This is a genomic window from Flavobacterium sp. IC2-16, from assembly GCF_055521455.1.
Genome location: NZ_CM145480.1, coordinates 163,984 through 185,823 on the forward strand (window position 1 = coordinate 163,984; position 21,840 = coordinate 185,823).

15 protein-coding genes, 2 tRNA genes and 3 rRNA genes are annotated in these 21,840 nt (G+C 37.9%); 9 read left to right on the top strand and 11 right to left on the bottom strand.

Translation table 11 applies throughout. The features are described 5' to 3' along the window. Positions 1–187: 187 nt before the first annotated feature. The 6 genes from rrf to ACZ1JT_RS00745 form a co-directional block, all read right to left on the bottom strand. A 5S ribosomal RNA gene (gene rrf / locus ACZ1JT_RS00720) occupies positions 188–297 on the bottom strand. 116 nt (positions 298–413) lie between these two features. Next, a 23S ribosomal RNA gene (locus ACZ1JT_RS00725) occupies positions 414–3,285 on the bottom strand. Between the two features lie 134 nt (positions 3,286–3,419). Continuing rightward, positions 3,420–3,493: transfer RNA gene (locus ACZ1JT_RS00730), tRNA-Ala, on the bottom strand. Between the two features lie 126 nt (positions 3,494–3,619). Continuing rightward, positions 3,620–3,693: transfer RNA gene (locus ACZ1JT_RS00735), tRNA-Ile, on the bottom strand. A gap of 83 nt (positions 3,694–3,776) precedes the next feature. Further along, positions 3,777–5,292 (bottom strand): 16S ribosomal RNA (locus ACZ1JT_RS00740). Together the 16S, 23S and 5S rRNA genes with 2 tRNA genes alongside form the textbook arrangement of a ribosomal RNA operon. 717 nt (positions 5,293–6,009) lie before the next feature. After that, the gene (locus ACZ1JT_RS00745; RefSeq protein ID WP_465094261.1) at positions 6,010–6,720 is read right to left on the bottom strand and encodes a DUF4294 domain-containing protein; all 711 of its coding nucleotides are present in this window, start codon (positions 6,718–6,720) and stop codon (positions 6,010–6,012) included. Positions 6,721–6,804: 84 nt separating this feature from the next. On the opposite strand from ACZ1JT_RS00745, the gene ACZ1JT_RS00750 reads away from it, so the two are divergent. The 4 genes from ACZ1JT_RS00750 (at position 6,805) to ACZ1JT_RS00765 (ending at position 12,016) form a co-directional block, all read left to right on the top strand. Next, the gene (locus tag ACZ1JT_RS00750; RefSeq protein ID WP_465094262.1) at positions 6,805–7,899 is read left to right on the top strand and encodes a M42 family metallopeptidase; all 1,095 of its coding nucleotides are present in this window, start codon (positions 6,805–6,807) and stop codon (positions 7,897–7,899) included. Then, positions 7,899–9,848 carry a tetratricopeptide repeat-containing sensor histidine kinase gene (locus ACZ1JT_RS00755; protein ID WP_465094263.1) on the top strand — a complete coding sequence of 650 codons (1,950 nt, stop codon included), beginning with the start codon at positions 7,899–7,901 and terminating at the stop codon, positions 9,846–9,848. Before ACZ1JT_RS00750 ends, ACZ1JT_RS00755 begins: the two co-directional genes overlap by 1 nt. Before the next feature lies 1 nt (position 9,849). Continuing rightward, on the top strand, positions 9,850–10,575 hold the full coding sequence (locus ACZ1JT_RS00760; protein WP_465094264.1) for a LytR/AlgR family response regulator transcription factor: 726 nt from the start codon (positions 9,850–9,852) through the stop codon (positions 10,573–10,575). A 100-nt stretch (positions 10,576–10,675) separates the two neighbouring features. Beyond that, positions 10,676–12,016, top strand: a complete 1,341-nt coding sequence (locus tag ACZ1JT_RS00765; RefSeq protein ID WP_465094265.1) for a hypothetical protein — start codon at positions 10,676–10,678, stop codon at positions 12,014–12,016. A gap of 85 nt (positions 12,017–12,101) precedes the next feature. On the opposite strand, the gene ACZ1JT_RS00770 is transcribed toward ACZ1JT_RS00765, so the two are convergent. The 4 genes from ACZ1JT_RS00770 to ACZ1JT_RS00785 form a co-directional block, all read right to left on the bottom strand. Next, positions 12,102–12,533 (bottom strand): ankyrin repeat domain-containing protein, encoded by a 432-nt coding sequence (locus tag ACZ1JT_RS00770; RefSeq protein ID WP_465094266.1) that lies wholly within the window; start codon positions 12,531–12,533, stop codon positions 12,102–12,104. A 42-nt stretch (positions 12,534–12,575) separates the two neighbouring features. After that, positions 12,576–13,034 carry a hypothetical protein gene (locus ACZ1JT_RS00775; protein WP_465094267.1) on the bottom strand — a complete coding sequence of 153 codons (459 nt, stop codon included), beginning with the start codon at positions 13,032–13,034 and terminating at the stop codon, positions 12,576–12,578. Positions 13,035–13,341: 307 nt separating this feature from the next. Beyond that, positions 13,342–14,289, bottom strand: coding sequence for a phosphoribosylaminoimidazolesuccinocarboxamide synthase (locus ACZ1JT_RS00780; RefSeq protein WP_465094268.1), 948 nt, complete (start codon positions 14,287–14,289; stop codon positions 13,342–13,344). 325 nt (positions 14,290–14,614) lie between these two features. Next, complete coding sequence (locus ACZ1JT_RS00785) at positions 14,615–15,565, bottom strand: PhoH family protein (RefSeq protein WP_465094269.1); 951 nt, start codon at positions 15,563–15,565, stop codon at positions 14,615–14,617. A gap of 96 nt (positions 15,566–15,661) precedes the next feature. On the opposite strand from ACZ1JT_RS00785, the gene ACZ1JT_RS00790 reads away from it, so the two are divergent. From ACZ1JT_RS00790 to dnaN, 5 genes are all read left to right on the top strand, one after another. Beyond that, entirely contained in the window at positions 15,662–16,510 is an 849-nt protein-coding gene (locus ACZ1JT_RS00790) for an SAM hydrolase/SAM-dependent halogenase family protein (protein ID WP_465095260.1), read from the top strand. Positions 16,511–16,546: 36 nt separating this feature from the next. After that, the gene (locus tag ACZ1JT_RS00795; protein ID WP_237791105.1) at positions 16,547–16,843 is read left to right on the top strand and encodes a putative quinol monooxygenase; all 297 of its coding nucleotides are present in this window, start codon (positions 16,547–16,549) and stop codon (positions 16,841–16,843) included. 106 nt (positions 16,844–16,949) lie between these two features. Further along, positions 16,950–17,675, top strand: coding sequence for a gliding motility-associated ABC transporter permease subunit GldF (gene gldF, locus ACZ1JT_RS00800; RefSeq protein ID WP_465094270.1), 726 nt, complete (start codon positions 16,950–16,952; stop codon positions 17,673–17,675). Next, positions 17,675–19,360, top strand: a complete 1,686-nt coding sequence (gldG, locus tag ACZ1JT_RS00805; protein ID WP_465094271.1) for a gliding motility-associated ABC transporter substrate-binding protein GldG — start codon at positions 17,675–17,677, stop codon at positions 19,358–19,360. Before gldF ends, gldG begins: the two co-directional genes overlap by 1 nt. Before the next feature lie 97 nt (positions 19,361–19,457). Next, positions 19,458–20,576 (top strand): DNA polymerase III subunit beta, encoded by a 1,119-nt coding sequence (gene dnaN / locus ACZ1JT_RS00810; RefSeq protein ID WP_465094272.1) that lies wholly within the window; start codon positions 19,458–19,460, stop codon positions 20,574–20,576. A 207-nt stretch (positions 20,577–20,783) separates the two neighbouring features. Here dnaN and ACZ1JT_RS00815 read toward each other — a convergent pair whose 3' ends face one another. Beyond that, positions 20,784–21,617: a universal stress protein gene (locus ACZ1JT_RS00815; RefSeq protein WP_465094273.1), complete on the bottom strand. Its 834-nt coding sequence runs from the start codon at positions 21,615–21,617 to the stop codon at positions 20,784–20,786. Between the last annotated feature and the right edge of the window lie 223 nt (positions 21,618–21,840).

The following is a 21,840-nucleotide window of genomic DNA, read 5'->3' on the forward strand; positions in this document are numbered from 1 at the left end:
TGGTTGCAATTCCGAACACAAAACATTATAAAACAAAAAACCCTATCCGATTTGGATAGGGTTTTCAAAAGACTCGAGCCCAAAGGGCGAATTGAGCGAAGCTAAAGGCGGCGGATCGAGGCCAAAGGCCGACACGCCACACCTATAAAAAAAGAAAGCCCAGCTTTTCCAAGCTGGGCTTCTAAAAGAAAGGCGGCGACATACTCTCCCACAGGATTGCAGTACCATCTGCGCAGGCGGGCTTAACTTCTCTGTTCGGAATGGGAAGAGGTGAGCCCCGCCGCAATAACCACCTTAAGTCGTTATGTAAGGGTAATTAGCCTTGGCTAATCAACATTACAAAATATCTTAACATACTGAGATAAGTAAAGTTTTAAAAGTTTAAGCTCCTCCCTCTTGCGAGGGAGGAATCGATACATAAGCTTACGGGTTATTAGTACTACTCGACTATGACATTACTGCCTTTACATCTATAGCCTATCAACGTGGTCATCTTCCACGACCCTTAAAAGAAATCTCATCTTGTGGTGGGTTTCGCGCTTATATGCTTTCAGCGCTTATCCCTTCCCGACGTAGCTACTCTGCGGTGCCCCTGGCGAGACAACAGATACACTAGAGGTCAGTCCAACTCGGTCCTCTCGTACTAGAGTCAGATCCACTCAAATTTCTAACGCCCACAGTAGATAGAGACCGAACTGTCTCACGACGTTCTGAACCCAGCTCGCGTGCCACTTTAATGGGCGAACAGCCCAACCCTTGGGACCTTCTCCAGCCCCAGGATGTGACGAGCCGACATCGAGGTGCCAAACCCCCCCGTCGATATGAGCTCTTGGGGGAGATCAGCCTGTTATCCCCGGCGTACCTTTTATCCTTTGAGCGATGGCCCTTCCATGCGGAACCACCGGATCACTATGCTCTACTTTCGTACCTGATCGACCTGTATGTCTCTCAGTCAAGCTCCCTTATGCCATTGCACTCTACGCACGGTTACCAAGCGTGCTGAGGGAACCTTTAGAAGCCTCCGTTACTCTTTTGGAGGCGACCACCCCAGTCAAACTACCCACCAAGCAATGTCCTCTTCGTCGAAGAGTTAGGCCTCAGATAAGCAAAGGGTGGTATTTCAACAATGACTCCACAACGCCTGGCGACGCCATTTCACAGTCTCCCACCTATCCTACACATCACTTATCCAAGGTCAATACTAAGCTATAGTAAAGGTGCACAGGGTCTTTTCGTCCCACTGCGGGTAATCGGCATCTTCACCGATACTACAATTTCACCGAGCTCATGGCTGAGACAGTGTCCAGATCGTTACACCATTCGTGCAGGTCGGAACTTACCCGACAAGGAATTTCGCTACCTTAGGACCGTTATAGTTACGGCCGCCGTTTACTGGGGCTTCAATTCAATGCTTCTCCGAAGATAACATCTCCTCTTAACCTTCCAGCACCGGGCAGGTGTCAGGCCCTATACTTCATCTTACGATTTTGCAGAGCCCTGTGTTTTTGATAAACAGTCGCCTGGACCTTTTCACTGCGGCCAGCATTGCTGCTGGCGACCTTTCTCCCGAAGTTACAGGTCTATTTTGCCTAATTCCTTAGCCATGAATCTCTCGAGCACCTTAGGATTCTCTCCTCGACTACCTGTGTCGGTTTACGGTACGGGTACTTATAATCTAAGTTTAGAGGTTTTTCTTGGAAGCCCTTAGGCACACTATCACTTTGTCCGAAGACTCCGTGTACTATCGTATTTCACCAGTTCCCGCGCATTTTACTACGGGACCTATAGCTAGGTACTTTAACGAACTATTCCGTCAGTTCGCGGTGCTTTCATCACTCCGTCACCCCATCACAATTATAAGTAGTACGGGAATATTAACCCGTTGGCCATCGACTGTCCCTTTCGGGTTCGCCTTAGGACCCGACTAACCCTCAGCTGATTAGCATAGCTGAGGAAACCTTAGTCTTTCGGTGTGCGGGTTTCTCGCCCGCATTATCGTTACTTATGCCTACATTTTCTTTTCTAACCGGTCCAGCATGACTCGCATCACACCTTCAACCCTGTTAGAATGCTCCCCTACCACAGTTTCCTGTCCATAGCTTCGGTAGTATACTTATGCCCGATTATTATCCATGCTCGTCCGCTCGACTAGTGAGCTGTTACGCACTCTTTAAATGAATGGCTGCTTCCAAGCCAACATCCTAGCTGTCTGGGCAGACAAACCTCGTTTTTTCAACTTAGCATACATTTGGGGACCTTAGCTGATGGTCTGGGTTCTTTCCCTCTCGGACATGGACCTTAGCACCCATGCCCTCACTGCTGAGAAACATTATATAGCATTCGGAGTTTGTCAGGAATTGGTAGGCGGTGAAGCCCCCGCATCCAATCAGTAGCTCTACCTCTATATAACTTTACGCTCAGCGCTGCACCTAAATGCATTTCGGGGAGTACGAGCTATTTCCGAGTTTGATTGGCCTTTCACCCCTACCCACAGGTCATCCGAAGACTTTTCAACGTCAACCGGTTCGGACCTCCACTGTGTGTTACCACAGCTTCATCCTGCCCATGGGTAGATCACACGGTTTCGCGTCTACCACTACTGACTAAAGCGCCCTATTCAGACTCGCTTTCGCTACGGATCCACACCTGAAGTGCTTATCCTTGCCAGCAACGGTAACTCGTAGGCTCATTATGCAAAAGGCACGCCGTCACCCCACGAAAGGGCTCCGACCGCTTGTAAGCGTATGGTTTCAGGATCTATTTCACTCCGTTATTCACGGTTCTTTTCACCTTTCCTTCACAGTACTGGTTCACTATCGGTCTCTCAGGAGTATTTAGCCTTAGCGGATGGTCCCGCCAGATTCAGACAGGGTTTCACGTGCCCCGCCCTACTCAGGATACCACTATTGATATCTTTTCTTACTTATACGGGACTATCACCCTCTGTGGTTAACCTTTCCAGGTTATTCTAATTCAATCCGCATCAAATGTCGTGGTCCTACAACCCCAAAATTGCCGTAACAACTCTGGTTTGGGCTAATCCGCGTTCGCTCGCCACTACTTACGGAATCACTTTTGTTTTCTTCTCCTCCGCCTACTTAGATGTTTCAGTTCAGCGGGTTTGCCCCCTATCGGGTAATACATCTTCAATGTATTGGGTTGCCCCATTCGGATATCTGCGGATCACATCGTATGTGCCAATCCCCGCAGCTTTTCGCAGCTTATCACGTCCTTCATCGCCTCTGAGAGCCTAGGCATCCCCATACGCCCTTATTTTGCTTATGTATGTGGTTCTTGTATTACTACAAGATCCTATGCTTTCTACTTTTTAATTTGTATTTTTCTTATCTCAATATGTCAATGAACTTGTGGCGAGTCGCAACTGACAAAAATTATCAGCTTTGACTTTATAGCCGTAGTGGAGAATATCGGAGTCGAACCGATGACCTCCTGCGTGCAAGGCAGGCGCTCTAGCCAGCTGAGCTAATCCCCCAATCGTAATTCAGAATTATGAATTCAGAATTATGAATTTTGAATCCTCAACTTCTAAAATTTCCTTTTTTTTTATAACTTTTATACCTTTTTAAATCCATAACTTACAAGTTATAAGCTTAAAAAGTAGTCCCGGGCAGACTCGAACTGCCGACCCCTACATTATCAGTGTAGTACTCTAACCAGCTGAGCTACGAGACTCTGTATTTAAGTTATTTTTTGAACTAACAGCGAGAGTAATTCTCTATCTTTCGTAAAAACCCATGACTTTCATCATTCTCTAGAAAGGAGGTGTTCCAGCCGCACCTTCCGGTACGGCTACCTTGTTACGACTTAGCCCCAGTTACTAGTTTTACCCTAGGCAGCTCCTTGCGGTCACCGACTTCAGGTACCCCCAGCTTCCATGGCTTGACGGGCGGTGTGTACAAGGCCCGGGAACGTATTCACCGCATCATGGCTGATATGCGATTACTAGCGAATCCAGCTTCACGGAGTCGAGTTGCAGACTCCGATCCGAACTGAGAACGGCTTTGAAGATTCGCGCCTACTTGCGTAGTGGCTGCTCTCTGTACCGTCCATTGTAGCACGTGTGTAGCCCAGGACGTAAGGGCCGTGATGATTTGACGTCATCCCCACCTTCCTCACGGTTTGCACCGGCAGTCTTGTTAGAGTTCCCGGCATGACCCGCTGGCAACTAACAATAGGGGTTGCGCTCGTTATAGGACTTAACCTGACACCTCACGGCACGAGCTGACGACAACCATGCAGCACCTTGAAAGACGTCCGAAGAAAAAACTGTTTCCAGTCCTGTCGTCTCCCATTTAAGCCCTGGTAAGGTTCCTCGCGTATCATCGAATTAAACCACATGCTCCTCCGCTTGTGCGGGCCCCCGTCAATTCCTTTGAGTTTCACACTTGCGTGCGTACTCCCCAGGTGGGATACTTATCACTTTCGCTTAGCCACTCAGATTGCTCCAAACAGCTAGTATCCATCGTTTACGGCGTGGACTACCAGGGTATCTAATCCTGTTCGCTCCCCACGCTTTCGTCCATCAGCGTCAATAAACTGTTAGTAACCTGCCTTCGCAATTGGTATTCCATGTAATATCTAAGCATTTCACCGCTACACTACATATTCTAGTTACTTCACAGTAATTCAAGTTCTACAGTATCAATGGCAGTTCGACAGTTAAGCTGCCGGATTTCACCACTGACTTATAAAACCGCCTACGGACCCTTTAAACCCAATGATTCCGGATAACGCTTGGATCCTCCGTATTACCGCGGCTGCTGGCACGGAGTTAGCCGATCCTTATTCTTACGGTACCGTCAAGCTGCTACACGTAGCAGGGTTTCTTCCCGTATAAAAGCAGTTTACAATCCATAGGACCGTCATCCTGCACGCGGCATGGCTGGTTCAGACTTGCGTCCATTGACCAATATTCCTCACTGCTGCCTCCCGTAGGAGTCTGGTCCGTGTCTCAGTACCAGTGTGGGGGATCTCCCTCTCAGGACCCCTACCCATCATTGCCTTGGTATGCCGTTACCACACCAACTAGCTAATGGGACGCATGCTCATCTTGTACCGTTGGAACTTTAATAATCCGGTGATGCCACCGAAAGATACTATGAGGTATTAATCCAAATTTCTCTGGGCTATCCCTCTGTACAAGGTAGATTGCATACGCGTTACGCACCCGTGCGCCGGTCTCAAGTTAGCAAGCTAACTCTACCCCTCGACTTGCATGTGTTAGGCCTGCCGCTAGCGTTCATCCTGAGCCAGGATCAAACTCTTCATCGTATATTTTTAATATTGTCGATTCAGTCGCTAGGTTTTTCTAATTCTACTCGAAAAAGTCTTACTCTCTCTTATATTTGCTGTCAATTCAATATGTCTATGAACGTTGTCTTCTTTTATTCTAACACCAATCTCTCGATTAGCGGGTGCAAAAGTAGAAACTCTTTTTTAATCTGCAAAACTTTTTGAAACTTTTTTTTGAAAAAATTTTCTTTTCGTCTTAACCAGTATTTCCAATGAACTTCCCTTGTTTTGCGGGTGGCAAAGATACAATCTTTATTTTCTACAATCCAAATCTTTTTTAAACTTTTTTTAAAAATCTTTTCAATTCAGTTTGTCTCAATATGTCGTATGAACTATGCCGTTATTGCGGGTGCAAAAGTAGCACTCTTTTTACCACTTCCAAACTTTTTGCAACCTTTTTTTAAAAGTTTTTTGCCGATTTTTCATAACTCTCTGGTAACCATTCCGTAACACAATAAAGTTTTTTAAAGAAAGTTACAGCCTCGCAAAGTCACAAAGTGGCAAAGTTGATTTCATACTACTATTTATATAACAGCACAGCTTGAATTCCCATACTACTATAATATAGTATATACATTAAAAGTTTGCTAAAAACCCACAACCTCACCCCTTAGCCCCGATGGAAGCGGCACCGTGTAGAGCGGACAGCGGGTATACAGACCGCAAAGAAGCATTGAAGTCTAGCTACTAAAACTATTACTTGTTATTCTTTTCGGCTTTTTCCTTTGCGATACGCTCTTCTCTTTCTTTACGAGAAATATTGATTCGCTCTTTCCAAGTAGCGGAAAGTTCGGCCAAATCTATTGGAATAGCCGGATTTTGCTTTTGAAGTTTATTGTCTCTGAATGCTCTAATAAGAATACTCTCTATGTAAAAATCCTCAACAACCGTAAAAGGTTTGTATTCCTCCTTCAAATTAATATCGAATAATCTAGCAGTATTGTTAGACCAAAAGGCTTTCCAACCACTTTTTAATTCTTTCACCAAACTAAAAGTTGTTTTACCCGTTTGTCGATTTATAAGCTTAACAAGAATTTGTCCGTCTTTGCGAGAAAACTTCTTCAAACGTTCGCCAAATTCGTTTTCTAAATAATCTTCTACTATTTTAAAGTATTTCTTTTTTTCACGGTCGGTTTTAAGTTTAGCCATATTTGCATTCAAGATAACCAAGTTATCGGCCGTCAACTTTGCATACGGGTAAACTTTAAGAACACGTCGTTCTAAAATGCGTAATCTTTTTTGCTCTTCTTCAAAAGCTTTATCTTTCGATATAATAAGCTCGTCCATTTCGGTAGAAAAAACAATTGTAGTGTCGTTATCGGTTCTAACAGAATCTTTAACTATATCCTGAGCACTAACCGAAACTGAAAACAATACTACTAAAAAAAGAATTTGAACGACTTTCATCCGAAATAACATTTGGTCAAATTTATATAAAAAATGCGGTGCAACTATAATACCAAATCATTATTTTAGCAAAAAAAATTAATTATGGCTAGTAAATCGATACTTTCAAAATCATCATTATCCTTCTTAGAAGCATATTTAAATAACGCCTCACCGACAGGTTATGAGGAAAGTGGACAAAAAATATGGATGGACTATTTAAAACCTTATGTAGATACTTTTATAACAGACACCTATGGTACAGCTGTTGGCGTTATCAATCCGGATGCTCCATATAAAGTAGTTATTGAAGGTCATGCCGATGAAATTTCTTGGTATGTAAACTATATAACTGATGACGGATTAATATATGTGATTAGAAATGGGGGTTCCGATCATATGATTGCACCATCTAAACGTGTTCATATTCATACCAAAAAAGGTATTGTTAAAGGTGTTTTTGGATGGCCAGCTATTCATACTAGAGGTAGAAGCGGAAAAGAAGAACCTGCAAAAATTGAAAATATCTTTATTGATTGCGGATGCTCTAACAAAGAAGAAGTTGAAAAATTAGGCGTTCATGTTGGTTGTGTTATCACTTACCCAGATGAATTTATGATTTTAAACAACGATAAATTTGTTTGTAGAGCCATCGATAATAGAATGGGTGGATTCATGATTGCAGAAGTAGCTCGTTTATTAAAAGAAAACAAAAAGAAACTTCCGTTTGGATTGTATATTGTGAATTCGGTTCAGGAAGAAATTGGACTTCGTGGTGCAGAAATGATTACTCAAACAATAAAACCTAATGTTGCCATTGTTACCGATGTTTGTCATGATACCACTACTCCAATGATTGACAAAAAAATTGAAGGTGATTTAAAAATGGGTAAAGGTCCTGTTATTGCCTATGCGCCAGCAGTACAAAACAAATTACGAGAGTTAATAGTTGGTACTGCTGAAGAAAAGAAAATTCCATTTCAGCGCCATGCTTCTTCACGAGTAACCGGTACAGATACGGATGCTTTTGCTTATAGTAATGGTGGTGTAGCTTCGGCTTTAATCTCTCTCCCGCTACGTTATATGCATACTACAGTAGAAATGGTACATAAAGAAGATGTAGAAAACGTAATCAAACTAATATACGAGAGTTTGCTTAAGATTGAAAACAACGAAACATTCTCTTATTTTAAAAAATAATGCGTTTCTCCCTGAAAAATAATTTAGTTCTCATTTTCCTATGTCTGATAACAACCGGATATTCCCAAAGTGCAGACAAAATTAGAGCCGCTTATTTTTCGAAGAAAAACATTGACAAAATCGCTTACTATGAAGCGTTAAATCTGAATCAGAAAAGAGCTTATCGGGATTTTTTCTTTGAAAATTTTCCAAAGCTCTCTTCCGATGCAGGTATCTTATCGGATAAAAAACTTCACATCCGATATCAATTTGCTTTAGCGGAAGTCTACAATATTAAAGACGAAGAATTAAAATCGATTGAGGTTTTAAAAGATATTCAAAACAATAAAGAATACCAGCTAACGCAAGCAGAACAAATGAATATTTTGGTTGGATTACAAAAATCGTATCTCAATCTCAATCTATATTCCAATGTTTTTAAAATAAACTCCGAAATTGCCATTCTTAGAAAGAAAGGTGCCGATTTCCCTTTGTGGAGCTATAACATCAAGAGTAATCTTTATGCTCGTTTGCAGTTGTACGATAAAGCAATACCGCAATTAAAATCGGAAATCACAGATTTATTTATAAATCCAAAAAGAGATTCTTTAATTATCCCTTCTGCATATAACGACTTGGGTTATTATTACTCAATGATTCACCAACCAGACAGTGCGTATCATTACTATATGCTCTCTTTAGAAAAAGCCAACAAATCAATTAAAACAACTGATTTTGAAACTTTTCAGCGCTTAAATGGTGTTATTAAAGGCAATATGGCAGTTTTAAAAATTATTCGAAACGACTATAAAAGTGCTATTCCTTTATTAGAAGAAGACGCTACTATAGGATTAAAAAATAATGGTGATTTAAATGGTACTTTTAGAAGTCTTATTTTATTGGCCGACTGTTATACTAAAATTGGGAATTACTCCGAAGCTGAAAAGAAGATGTATCTGGCAGAACAATTTTTAAATTCGGATATTAATCCTGAAATCAAAGTAACTTATTACAAGACAAAAGCAGATATTTATAAGAAAACCGGACATTTGGATGAAGCAATTACCTACTTCCAAAAAGCAATTAAACTCGGTGACTCCTTAAATTTTCAAAAACAAAGACTTCTCTTGGCCGGAAACGATATCTTATATCAATTGGAGCAAAAAGACAACGTAATTGAAAAGCAACAACAAAATATTAATGCTACCCAAAAAAGAATACTTTCCATTTTAGCGCTTTCACTGGGAATAATTTCTGCAATCACTTTAATCTATCTGTACAATTCCAGAAAAAAAAGAAAAGAAATTGAGCAGAAAAACGAAGAAATATCGGCAAAAAACAGCACAATTAATGAGTCTTTAGCCGAAAAAGAAATGTTACTAAAAGAAATTCATCATCGAGTTAAAAACAACTTACAAATTATATCTGGAATTCTTGAGCTTCAAAATCTAAATATTAATGATGAAACCGCGAGAATTATATTAAAAGAAGGACAAGCAAGAATTCAATCAATTGCCTTAATTCATAAAACATTATATCAATCTGAAAACCTTAGTAAAGTTCCCTTTCAGAATTACTTAACCGACTTACTACAAGCAATTCAAACAACATACAACAACCAAACTAGAGTAACTTTCGAAATTGAAGCTAATGCTATTGAACTGGGCATCAATACAGCTATTCCGTTGAGTTTAATTATCAACGAAATCATAACCAATAGTTTTAAACATGCATTCGTAGGACGAGAAACCGGAAAAATTAAAATCAGTTTGAATAAAAATAATGACTATTACGAATTAATTGTAGCCGACAATGGCATTGGACTGCCGGAAGACTTTGCCATTTCGAAACTAAACTCAATTGGATTCGATTTAATTCAAGGTCTAACAAAACAATTGGAGGGAAATTTTAATTTTGAAAACCAAAACGGAACAACAATAACTATACTCTTTAAAGAAACACACAACTAAAATGAGTCATCCACTTAAAATATTGGTCGTAGAAGACGAATATATTACTCAAAAAACAATTTCGGTCTATTTAACCGAAATGGGGTATCATGTAATTGGTACAGCAATGAATGCCGAAGAAGCCTTAAATGTTTTACAATCTCAAAGCGTCGAATTGGTTATATTAGACATCACTATTCAGGGAGAAAAAAACGGCATTTGGATTGCAAATCACATTCAGGACAACTACGAAATTCCACATATTTTCCTAACAGCCTATTCCGATAATGAAACCATTAAAAAAGCAATATCAACCAATCCATATGGCTATTTAATAAAACCGTTTCAAAAAGCCGATTTGTTTTCTGCAATTGAAATCGCAATTCTTAATTACACCAAAAAAGTTACCGAAAATACCGAGTCAAAGAAAGACTATCTGTTTATTAAACATCAGGAAGTTTTTGAAAAAGTATATTTTGAAGAAATCGAATACGTGGAATCTCAAAAAAATTACTTGTTAATAGTTACACCTACACAAGTTTTCAGGCATCGTTCTACTATAACAGATTTTTCATTGCGTTTGCCAAATACATTTCTAAAAACCCATAAAGGTTTTATTGTAAATACTACTAAAATTAAAAGTTTCAATAGTACCTTTATTGGTATTGGCACAAAAAAAATACCTGTTTCCAAAACCTATAAAAACGAAGTCTTAGATAAATTAACAGCCTTTATTCCAAAGGATTAGTTTTTTTCTCCCTAAAAAGTTTCTGTTTATCCCACATTTTTTTTTACAACTTGGCTTTTTACAATTTTTGTCGTGATAACCAAAACACAACAAAAACATAATGAAAAAGTTACTTGTACTTTTGTTTTTTCCCTTGGTACTTTTTTCACAAGTTGGAATTAATACCACGTCGCCCCACCCAAGCTCCATGCTCGACATAACCGCAACAGACAAAGGCCTACTAGTACCCCGAATTTCTATTCCCGATTTAAATGCCGCTGCCCCAGTAACAACTCCAGCAACTAGTTTGGTTGTGTACAATACTAACACAACTACAGGAGTTGGGTTTTATTATTGGGATGGTTTAAAATGGACTCCTTTTTCCGGTGGTATTAGCCATTGGACTAAAGTAGGTAACGACATTTACAACAACAATACTGGAAATGTGGGTGTCGGGACCACATCACCTACTAACAAATTCCATATTGAAAACATTGGTGTTCCAGGTAGTTTACTGAATCAGAATTTTGAGACCAACTCTATAGCTCCACTTACATCTGGTGGTAGTGCGAATTGGGCAACACAAACAGCTCAAAAAAATACTGGAAGCTATGCCGCTAAGTCGGGAACCATTGGTGATAGTCAATTAACCTACATGACAAACACCGTTATCGTTCCAGCCGGAGGTGCAACTTTGAAATTTTATTACCGAGTTAGCAGTGAATCTGGCTTTGATTATTTACGTTTTTACATAGATGGCGTTCAACAAACACAATGGTCTGGTACCGTTGGTTGGACCTTGCAAACTTACAATCTTGCAGCTGGTTCAAGAACTTTACGATGGGAATACAGCAAAGACAGTTCGGCTTCTTCTGGTGAAGATGCTGCGTATGTAGACGACATTACAGTGGCTACTACTGCTCCAGCAGCATTGCGAATTGTTGATGGAAATCAAGCGGCAGGAAAAGTATTGGTATCTGATGCTTCTGGAAATGCAACATGGCAAAACCTTACTGCAAATAGCATATCAAATATGCCCGATTTAGTTTCTATACAAGGTATGGTTATTCCAATTTGTAATACCGTTTCAAATGGTAGCACTGGAAGTTTCACCATTCCTATTCGAGGAGTTAGCACTACTGTTACATGGACAATTTTAGCCAGACAAACTACAGCGGGAGCAGTAGCAACCATTAGTGGGAACTCTGTACTTTTAGCACCTGCAAGACCTGAAAGACTACAAGTACGATACGATTTTTCACCACAATTACCCTTTAACCCCAAAGGTTTTATATTTAGTGCCTATAATAACAGTTCATTCCCAGACACCTTTAGTTTGAATTATGCATCTAAGTCACAAAGCTCTGTAACTATGAATGTAACTCGAACCGATATAATTGGCGATCAAACTGCCTCATGTTGGATGGGACAATTTTATTTTGATATTTTGATGACCAACTAAATATACACGACTAAAACTACTTAATCAAAAAAACCACGCTTAAAGCGTGGTTTTTTTTATAGAACTAACCCTTTAAGTAAAAGACTTATTTAGTAACCGATTTTAAAATTTCAACTACTTGAGTTGCATTTCCAGCTTCGGCATGTTGAAGTGCAGTGTGACCATTATCATCTTTAAGAGAAACGTCAGCACCTTTTTCAATTAAAAATTTTGCAATTTCTGCATTGTTGTAACGAGCAGCATACATTAATGGAGTCATACCGTTTTTTCTTTCGTTAATATCCATACCGTATTCCACAAACTTTTTAACGGTTGCCAAATCCCCTTTACTAATAGCAACACACAATGGTGTTACATCGTAATTAACAACTTCAATACTTTTTGCTGCTTTAAAATCCCCATTGGAAGCCATTGCAACATTAGAAAAAGTCAACAAGCCTAAACCTAAATAGGCTATTGATCTTTTACTTGTTCTTAAAAAACTGTTCGTTTTGTTCATTTGATTGTTTGATTTCATGATACTTGATTTATGATTAATGATTAAAATGAATTCTTTTGATTAGTAATTTTCTTTTAAAATGGAACTTTCAATAATCTTACTATCTTCTTTAATAGTGTCTGCTATTGATTTTTCTGTGTAAACCGGATACAATTCTGATGAAAAAAGAGTCTCAAAACTTAAATTTTCTTTATTAGACTCTATAATTACTGAATGCGTATCATTAGCGATAGCATTTTCAATAATTAAATTATCCTCGGCAATAACTTCCTGAATTGGTTTTTCGTAAGGACTAAAGGTTATTAAATCGATTGGATTTTTCTCCGCCGCTTTATTTTCGTTACTTGTCCAGCGTTCGCGGTTGTGTTCTTCATTTGAGACAAGCAATTTGTTTTCACTCAAATGCATTTGTGATGTTGAACTTGTCGCATCACCTAAAGATATTTGCTGACAATTCATAGCTGTGGCTACACATGTTGTGGCTGCCAAAGCAATTCCAAAATAAATAATTGATTTCATGATGATTGATGAATTTTTCCCTAGGCGTTGCAAATAATTTAGCTTCGCTTCGGTTTTGATTGATGATTAATTTTTCCGCTACGATCCAAATAATTTTGTTACGCCTCGGTTGATGATTTAATGTAATAGACGCGTTTAAATCGATTTCGTTACCAAAAAAGATTACTATAACAAAACTTTAACAATTCTTAACTGATAATCGGTTTTTAATGCGCATTCAACGATACATATAATTTCAAATAACTTACTACAAAGAACAAAAAAACCACGCAAAGCGTGGTTAGTATACTATTAAGATTGGATTATCTTATTTGTTTAAAAACGCAAGAACATTTTTTTCTATACGTTCATGGATATTTGTAACATCGGCTTTTTCAAATTTCTCACCTAAAATGTTTTCAAACAACTCGATATATCGTTCCGAAACTGTAGCGATATATTCATCTGACATTTCTGGAATTTGTTGTCCTTCTTTACCTTGAAATCCATTTGCAATTAACCATTGGCGCACAAATTCTTTAGATAATTGTTTTTGAGCCTCACCATTAAGCTGTCTTTCCTCATAGCCTTCAGTGTAAAAATATCGTGAAGAATCCGGCGTGTGAATTTCATCAATCAAAACAATTTTACCGTCTTTAGTTTTTCCAAATTCGTATTTAGTATCTACTAAAATTAATCCGCGAGAAGCTGCAATCTCGGTTCCTCTCTGGAATAATGCTCTTGTGTATTGCTCCAAAACAATATAATCTTCTTCAGAAACAATACCTTTTGCTAAAATATCTTCTCTTGAAATATCTTCGTCATGTTCGCCATTATCCGCTTTAGTAGACGGTGTTATGATTGGTATTTGAAACTTATCGTTTTCTTTTAATCCTTCTGGTAAAGCAACTCCGCATAACATTCTCTTACCCAATGCGTACTCACGAGCGGCATGACCGGATAAATAGCCTCGAATTACCATTTCAACTTTAAACGGCGTACACAAGTGACCTACTGCAACATTTGGATCTGGTGTAGCAATTAACCAGTTTGGAACAATATCTTGGGTTAATTGCATAAATTTAGTAGCAATTTGATTTAAGATTTGCCCTTTGTACGGAATTCCTTTTGGCATTACCACATCAAAAGCCGAAAGACGATCGGTAGCAATCATTACTAAAAGTTCGTCATTGATGTTATATACTTCACGTACTTTACCGTGATACACTGATTTTTGACCCGGAAAGTTAAAACTGGTCGTTGTGATTGTATTCATTCTATTGTGTTGTTGTTTTTGTGGTGCAAAGATATTATAAAGTAGCTAAGTTGCAAAGTTTACAGAGTCGCAAAGTTTAGTTCAGTTTTTAAAATTGAACCTTTCGTTAGCTAGTTGATTAATAATCTTGAAAGTCTGAGACCTTGAAACCTTTGAAAATCAATACCAATTCTCACTAGCCCCGGTTGCAGCGGATTTTTTTTATTCTTTATCTAAAGAGCAAAAAAATTGGAGCGAAAGACGGGAATTACGTTTCCAAACACTCCCTAAACTCTCGCTCCAAAAAACTAAGTAACTCAGCTACATTGTAACTTTGTAACTCTTTTTAATCATGATTTTCAATGCTCTTATAGGCATCAATAATTTTCTTAACCAAACGGTGGCGAACAATATCTTTATCGTCCAGATAAATAATACCAATTCCATCTACATCTTTTAAAACCAGCAAAGCTTCTTTCAAACCGGAAATCGTTCTCCTAGGTAAATCTACCTGACCTGGATCACCAGTAATAATAAATTTAGCATTTTTACCCATACGCGTTAAAAACATTTTCATTTGCGAGTGTGTGGTGTTTTGTGCTTCATCTAAAATTACAAAAGCATTGTCCAGTGTACGACCGCGCATAAATGCTAAAGGCGCAATTTGTATAATACCTTTTAGAATATAATCTTCCAACGTTTGTGGTGGCAACATATCACGCAACGCATCGTATAACGGTTGCATGTATGGATCGAGTTTTTCTTTCATATCTCCCGGAAGAAAACCTAAGTTTTCACCAGCTTCTACGGCAGGTCGAGTTAAAATAATACGCTTAACTTGTTTCTCTTTCAAGGCCTTAACCGCCAAAGCTACACCCGTATATGTTTTACCGGTTCCAGCAGGACCAACGGCAAAAACCATATCGTTTTTATTTACATAATCAACTAATTTTTGTTGATTTGGAGTCATCGCTTTAATAAGCTTTCCTCCTATACCATGTACTAAAATTTTATCGTGGTCAGGCATGCGTTGTTCGTCCTGACTGTTAGTTTGAACAATACGCTCAATTACATTATCATCAATGGAATTAAAACGTGTAAAATGAGTCATTAATCTGTTGAAGCGCACTTCAAATTCATCCAAAATTTCCTTTTCTCCGTAAGCTTTCACCAACGTGCCTCGGGCTACAATTTTTAATTTTGGGTATAATTTTTTAATTAGTTCAAGATGAGCATCTTGTGTACCCCAAAAATCCTTTGGAGTAATGTCTGTCAATTCGATGGTTCTTTCGTTCAAAAGCAGCGAGATTTAATTAAAAAAATAAGTTAGCTTTGCATATCTCAAATCTAATAAATTTTAGAAAACCTTTCTGTAATAGTTATAAACAAAATGATGTCAATAATTACGTTAACTACCGATTTTGGCCTGAAAGACCACTTTGTGGGTGCGTTAAAAGGCAAAATTATTACAGAATATCCTCAGGCTCAAATTATTGACATTTCTCACGACATCGATTTGTTTAATATCGCCGAAGCGAGTTACATTATTAACGCTACCTATACCAGTTTTCCAAACGGGACTATTCATGTTATTGGGGTTGATTCGGAGCGTACTTCCGAAAACAAACACATTGCCATGCTATGGAACAATCAGTATTTTATATGTGCAGATAATGGTATATTGAGTATTCTTACCGAAAAAGTGGCGCCACAACAATTGGTAGAAGTAACGCTACAGGATAGTATGCCTTCGTCTGCTTCAGATACAGAAGTTCTGGTGAAAGCCGCTTGTGTATTAGCGAAAGAAGGTACCCTCAATGCTATTGGAACAGAAATCAACGCTTTAAAAGAGATGAATCAGTTACAGGCAACGGTTTCAGACGATTCTACTTCCTTAAAAGGATTTGTGGTTTATATTGACCATTTTGGAAACTGTGTTACCAATATTTCTAAAACTATGTTTGAACGTATTGGAAAAGGTCGTGATTTCGAAATCAAATTTGGATCATCGGCCTATCGTTTTAAAGAAATCACGCTAAAACGAATTCATAAAAATTATTCTGATTTTAATATTTCTGAAAAATTTACATTAAAAGATTTTGAAGGTGAGCGATTAGCCCTTTTTAATGAAGCCAACTTTTTAGAAATTGCCATATACAAAAGTAATCCTTCAACGGTTGGTTCGGCTACATCGCTGTTAGGACTTAAGTTTAGAGACACGGTAATCGTTCAATTTAAATAACCGAATAACCAAATCAACAAATAACAAAAAAATAGTATGTTTGTACGCATTGTAAAATTGAGTTTTCATCAGGAAAATATTCCGGCATTTCTGGAAAATTTCGAACAAATGAAAGAGAAAATACGAAATGCACCGGGAAACCGTTTTCTAGAACTGTATCAGGATAAAAACAATCCGTGTATTTTTTTTACATACAGCTATTGGGAAACCGAGCAAGATTTGGAAAACTACCGTAATTCGGAACTGTTTTATGATGTCTGGACGTTCACCAAAAAGTTATTCAACGATAAACCCGAAGCTTGGAGCGTGGATAAACTAGCAACTTTAGAGTAATCTGTTACAGTTACAGTCTCAGTTTACAGTTAAAAACAATAAAAAGCAAAAAATTAGGTTTAGGTAGTCAATTAAAAATTACCGCATAAACAAATAAACAAAAAGAATGAAAGCATTGCTATTAAGAGAAATCAAATCGTTTTTCGGTTCGCCGATTGGGTATTTGGTTATCGCTATTTTTCTTTTACTCAACGGACTCTTCCTTTGGGTGTTTGAAGGAGAGTTTAATATTCTAAAAAGTGGATTCGCCGATTTGAGTCCGTTTTTTACTTTGGCACCTTGGATTTTAATTTTCCTAATTCCTGCTGTAACCATGCGTAGTTTTTCTGATGAGAAAAAGCAAGGTACAATCGAATTAATGCTTACCAAACCCTTAAGCACATGGGAAATTGTAAACGGCAAATTCCTTGGCGCTTTTTTACTGATTGTAATTGCTATTATACCAACACTAATTTATGTTTTTGTAATTTCCGATTTAGGCAATCCAGCCGGAAACCTAGACATGGGTAGTACTATGGGGTCGTATTTCGGTTTGTTGTTTTTAATTGCAGCCTATTCGGCCATTGGTATTTTTACTTCTACTATTTCAGACAATCAAATTGTAGCTTTCATAATCGCTGTGTTTTTGTGTTTCATTTTCTATTTCGGTTTCGAAGGCATTGCTAGTTTTATGGGAAGCTTTGGCGATTTGTTTGCAAGTTTTGGTTTCGATTATCATTTTAAAAGTATGAGCCGAGGGGTTATCGACACACGCGACATCATTTACTTTTTGAGTATAACCATTGCATTTTTAGCCGCAACCGTTTATCAACTTAAATCTTTGAAATGGTAATGAAGGAAAATAAAAAACAAGGATTAAAGCAACTTGCCCTAATACTTGGCGGTTTACTGGCTATTAATGTTTTCGGTTATTATTTTTTCAAACGTTTCGATTTAACTGCCGATAAACGCTATACTTTATCTGAAACCACTTTAAACCTAATCAAACAGGTCGATAGCCCATTGTACATCGATGTGTATTTAGAAGGTCAGTTTCCGGGCGAATTCAAACGTTTACAAAGCGAAACACATCAAACGCTAGAAGAATTTAAAGCATATAATTCTAATATTATCTTTCAGTTTGTTAATCCGTTAGAAAAAGAAGCCGATCGTGAAGCCAACATGAAAATGTTATATCAAAGAGGCTTAACTCCAATTAGCATTACGGTAGACGATAAAGGCAAACAATCGCAAGAAGTAGTTTTCCCATGGGCTGTAGCCACATACAACGACAAAGTAACCAAAGTACAGTTGCTTAAAAACATGATGGGTGCTACCACCGAAGAAAAAGTGGTAAGTTCGGTACAACATTTAGAATACGCTTTTGCGGATGCGTTCAATAAAATTACCAAGCAAAAAGAAAAGAAAATCGCTGTAATTAAAGGTATTGGTGAACTACACGATTTACAAATTGCCGATTTCTTAAAATCGGTTCGTGAGAGTTATTACATCGGGCCATTTACAATGGACTCGGTTTCTAAAAACCCACAAGGAAGCCTAGAAGCGCTTAAAAAATACGATTTAGCCATTATTGCAAAACCTTCAAAACGTTTTACGGAAGAAGAAAAAGAGGTATTAGACCAATACATCATCAACGGTGGTAAAACACTTTGGTTGGTAGACAATGTAACTGCCGAAATGGACAGCCTGTACAACGAAACCGGTTCTATTCTAGCCTATCCAAAAGATTTGAATTTGACGGATATGTTCTTCAAATACGGAATTCGTATGAATCCGGCATTGGTAAAAGACGAACAAGCTACACCTATCAAACTTGCTACCGGTGAACCGGGAAGCCAAACCCAATACGAGCAATATCCGTGGAAATACGCTCCGTTTGTATACCCGCAATCCCAACACCCTATTGTAAAAAATATCGAAGGTGTTAAATTCGATTTTGCAAACCCTATTGAGCTTCTAAAAAATGATATTAAAAAAACGGTATTAATGGAATCTTCGCAATACTCAAAAACAGTAGGAACCCCTACTCAAGTGAGTTTAGCGATGGTGTCTGAAGAAACCGGACCAAAAGATTACCCCGATGGTGGATTAATTCCGCTTTCGGTATTGTTAGAGGGGAAGTTCCATTCTATGTACGAAAACCGTATCCTTCCTTTTAAAGATGCAACATATAAACCGGTAGGAAAAGACAATAAAATGATTGTTATTTCCGATGGTGATGTAATTAAAAATCAGTTAGATCAAGCGTATCAACCCTTAGAATTGGGATATGATAAATGGACCAACAACCTGTTTGGCAACAAAGAATTTTTGTTAAACTGTGTGAATTATCTTTTAGATGACAGCGGACTTATTAACATTCGCAGTAAAGATGTAAACCTGCCGTTGCTTGACAAAGAAAAAGTTTATGAAAACTACACCTTTACACAAATCCTAACTGTCGGATTACCAATAGTTGTACTAGCGCTATTCGGATTTGTTTTCACTTTCTTACGTAAGCGAAAATACGGTAAGTAGTTGTTAATAAATTTGTTTTTACGATTAATAAGATTAGAATATATTTGTGAATTGCAAAATATAAGTGCAATTTTACACTCCATAAATAAAGAAGAAGATGAAATTTATAGTATCCAGTTCGTATTTGTTAAAGCAATTGCAAGTATTAGGTAGTGTTATCAACAGTAGTAACACTTTACCTATTTTGGATAATTTCTTATTTGAATTAGATAACAATCAGCTACGTGTATCGGCATCCGATTTAGAAACGACTATGTCTTCTACTTTAGAAATCGATTCAACTAGTCAAGGAAGTGTAGCCGTTCCAGCAAAATTATTGTTGGAAATCCTTAAAACATTTCCGGAGCAGCCTTTAACGTTTACCGTTGAAGACAACAATACTATCGAAATCAGCTCTAATTCCGGTAAATATGCTTTAGCATACGCACCAGGTGAAGAGTTCCCTAAAGCTGTGGTTTTAGAAGAGCCATCTTCTACCCTAGTACCAGCAGAAGTTTTAGCAACTGCTATCAGCAAAACAATTTTTGCAGCAGGAAACGACGATTTACGTCCGGTAATGTCTGGAGTATTCTTCCAATTCTCTACAGAAGGATTAATATTTGTAGCAACCGATGCACATAAATTGGTTAAATATGCTCGTACCGATGTTAAAGCATCACAAGCAGCCGATTTCATTATGCCTAAAAAACCTTTAACTATTTTAAAAGGGATTTTAGCCACTTCAGACGCTGAAGTTAAAATTGATTACAACGATTCGAATGCAACGTTTTCATTCGATAATTATACCTTAACTTGTCGTTTAATTGACGGTAAATATCCTAACTACGAAGCGGTTATTCCAAAAGAAAACCCAAACAAATTAGTAATGGACAGATCACAGTTTTTAAGTTCGGTACGTCGTGTGGCAATTTTTGCTAACAAAACCACGCACCAAATTCGTTTAAAAATTGCTGGAGCCGAATTGAACATTTCTGCAGAAGATATCGATTACTCAAACAAAGCAGAAGAGCGTTTAACGTGTGATTACCAAGGAGACGATATGCAAATCGGATTCAACTCTCGTTTTTTAACCGAGATGTTAACCAACTTACAATCCGATGAAATTCAATTGGAAATGTCGTTACCAAACCGCGCCGGAATCCTTACACCAGTTGACGGATTAGACGAAGGCGAAACCGTTACCATGTTGGTAATGCCGGTAATGTTGAATAATTAATTTAGAATTCAGAAGTTAGAATTCATAAAAATCCGATTCTAAATTCTAATTTCATATTTCTAAATTCAGAAGCGCTATAACCAACCCTTTATACCAAAAAACCGCAAGACCTTACTGGAATTGCGGTTTTTTATTTTATGTAATTATAAAATCTTCTCTCTTTTCTCTTTTCTCTTTTCACTTTTCTCTTTTCCCTTTTCACTAACCCTACTCATCATGAAATGCCAAAATAGGCTTTTCGGAATGATACGATAATTTTTGAGCCAAGCTATGCGTAAACAATTCTTCAAAGAAATTACGTTTGTGTGTTACCATAGCCAATATGTCAATTTCTTGGTTTTGAATAAAATCAGTAATCGTTTCTTTTACATTATCATGCGGAATCAAGAAAAAGTCTACCGGTTCATCTTTAAACTCTTCTTTCCAATATTCCATACCTTCATCGGTAACTTTAAATCCGCGTGTTTTAACTGTTAAGCATTTTACGCGAGCATAAAACTTTTTAGCAATAGCTATAACTTTATGCAGCGCTTCACGGTCGGAATCGTTAAACTTGGTAGTAAATCCAAAATGCTGAATTCGGTTAAATTTAGCTTTATTGGGTACGCTTAGTACTGTCACTGGCAGATTAACAATAGCATTACCGGTATTAGAACCTAAAAACATCTCTTGTAATCCCGATGCTCCATTAGTTCCCATTACAACCATATCAATTTGCTCATCATGGCAAATTTCTTTCATAATATGCACCAAATCGCCATGGCGTAATACATGGCTCATTTTAACATCGCCTAATTGGTGCTTTTCGGCAATTTTACGCAAATGCGGAATCTGATCTTTAAAATTCTCAAAGCTATTCAATTCAATAGAGTCGTAAATTTCTACCACTGCCATCGGAATTTCACCATACGTAACCGAAGGTAAATCGTAAACATGAAGCACAATTACTTCGCCATCAATAGATTTTGCCATCTCCAAAGCATAAACAAAAGCATTGTTGGCGGTTTCAGAAAAATCGGTAGGAAAAAGTATCTTTCTCATGACTGCAGGCTTTATTTAGTTCTATAAAGTTACTAAAAAAAACGCAAATAAAATCTGATAAATATCAGTTTATCAATTATTTAACCTGAGGGTCAGTCGCAGTTTTCAGTCTCAATTTTTAGTCGCAGTTTTCAGGAATTAGGAATTAGGAGTTAGGAGTTAGGAGTTAGGAGTTGGGAATTAGTACATAAGAGTTAATGGTTAGGTGTTAGGGGTTAGGGGT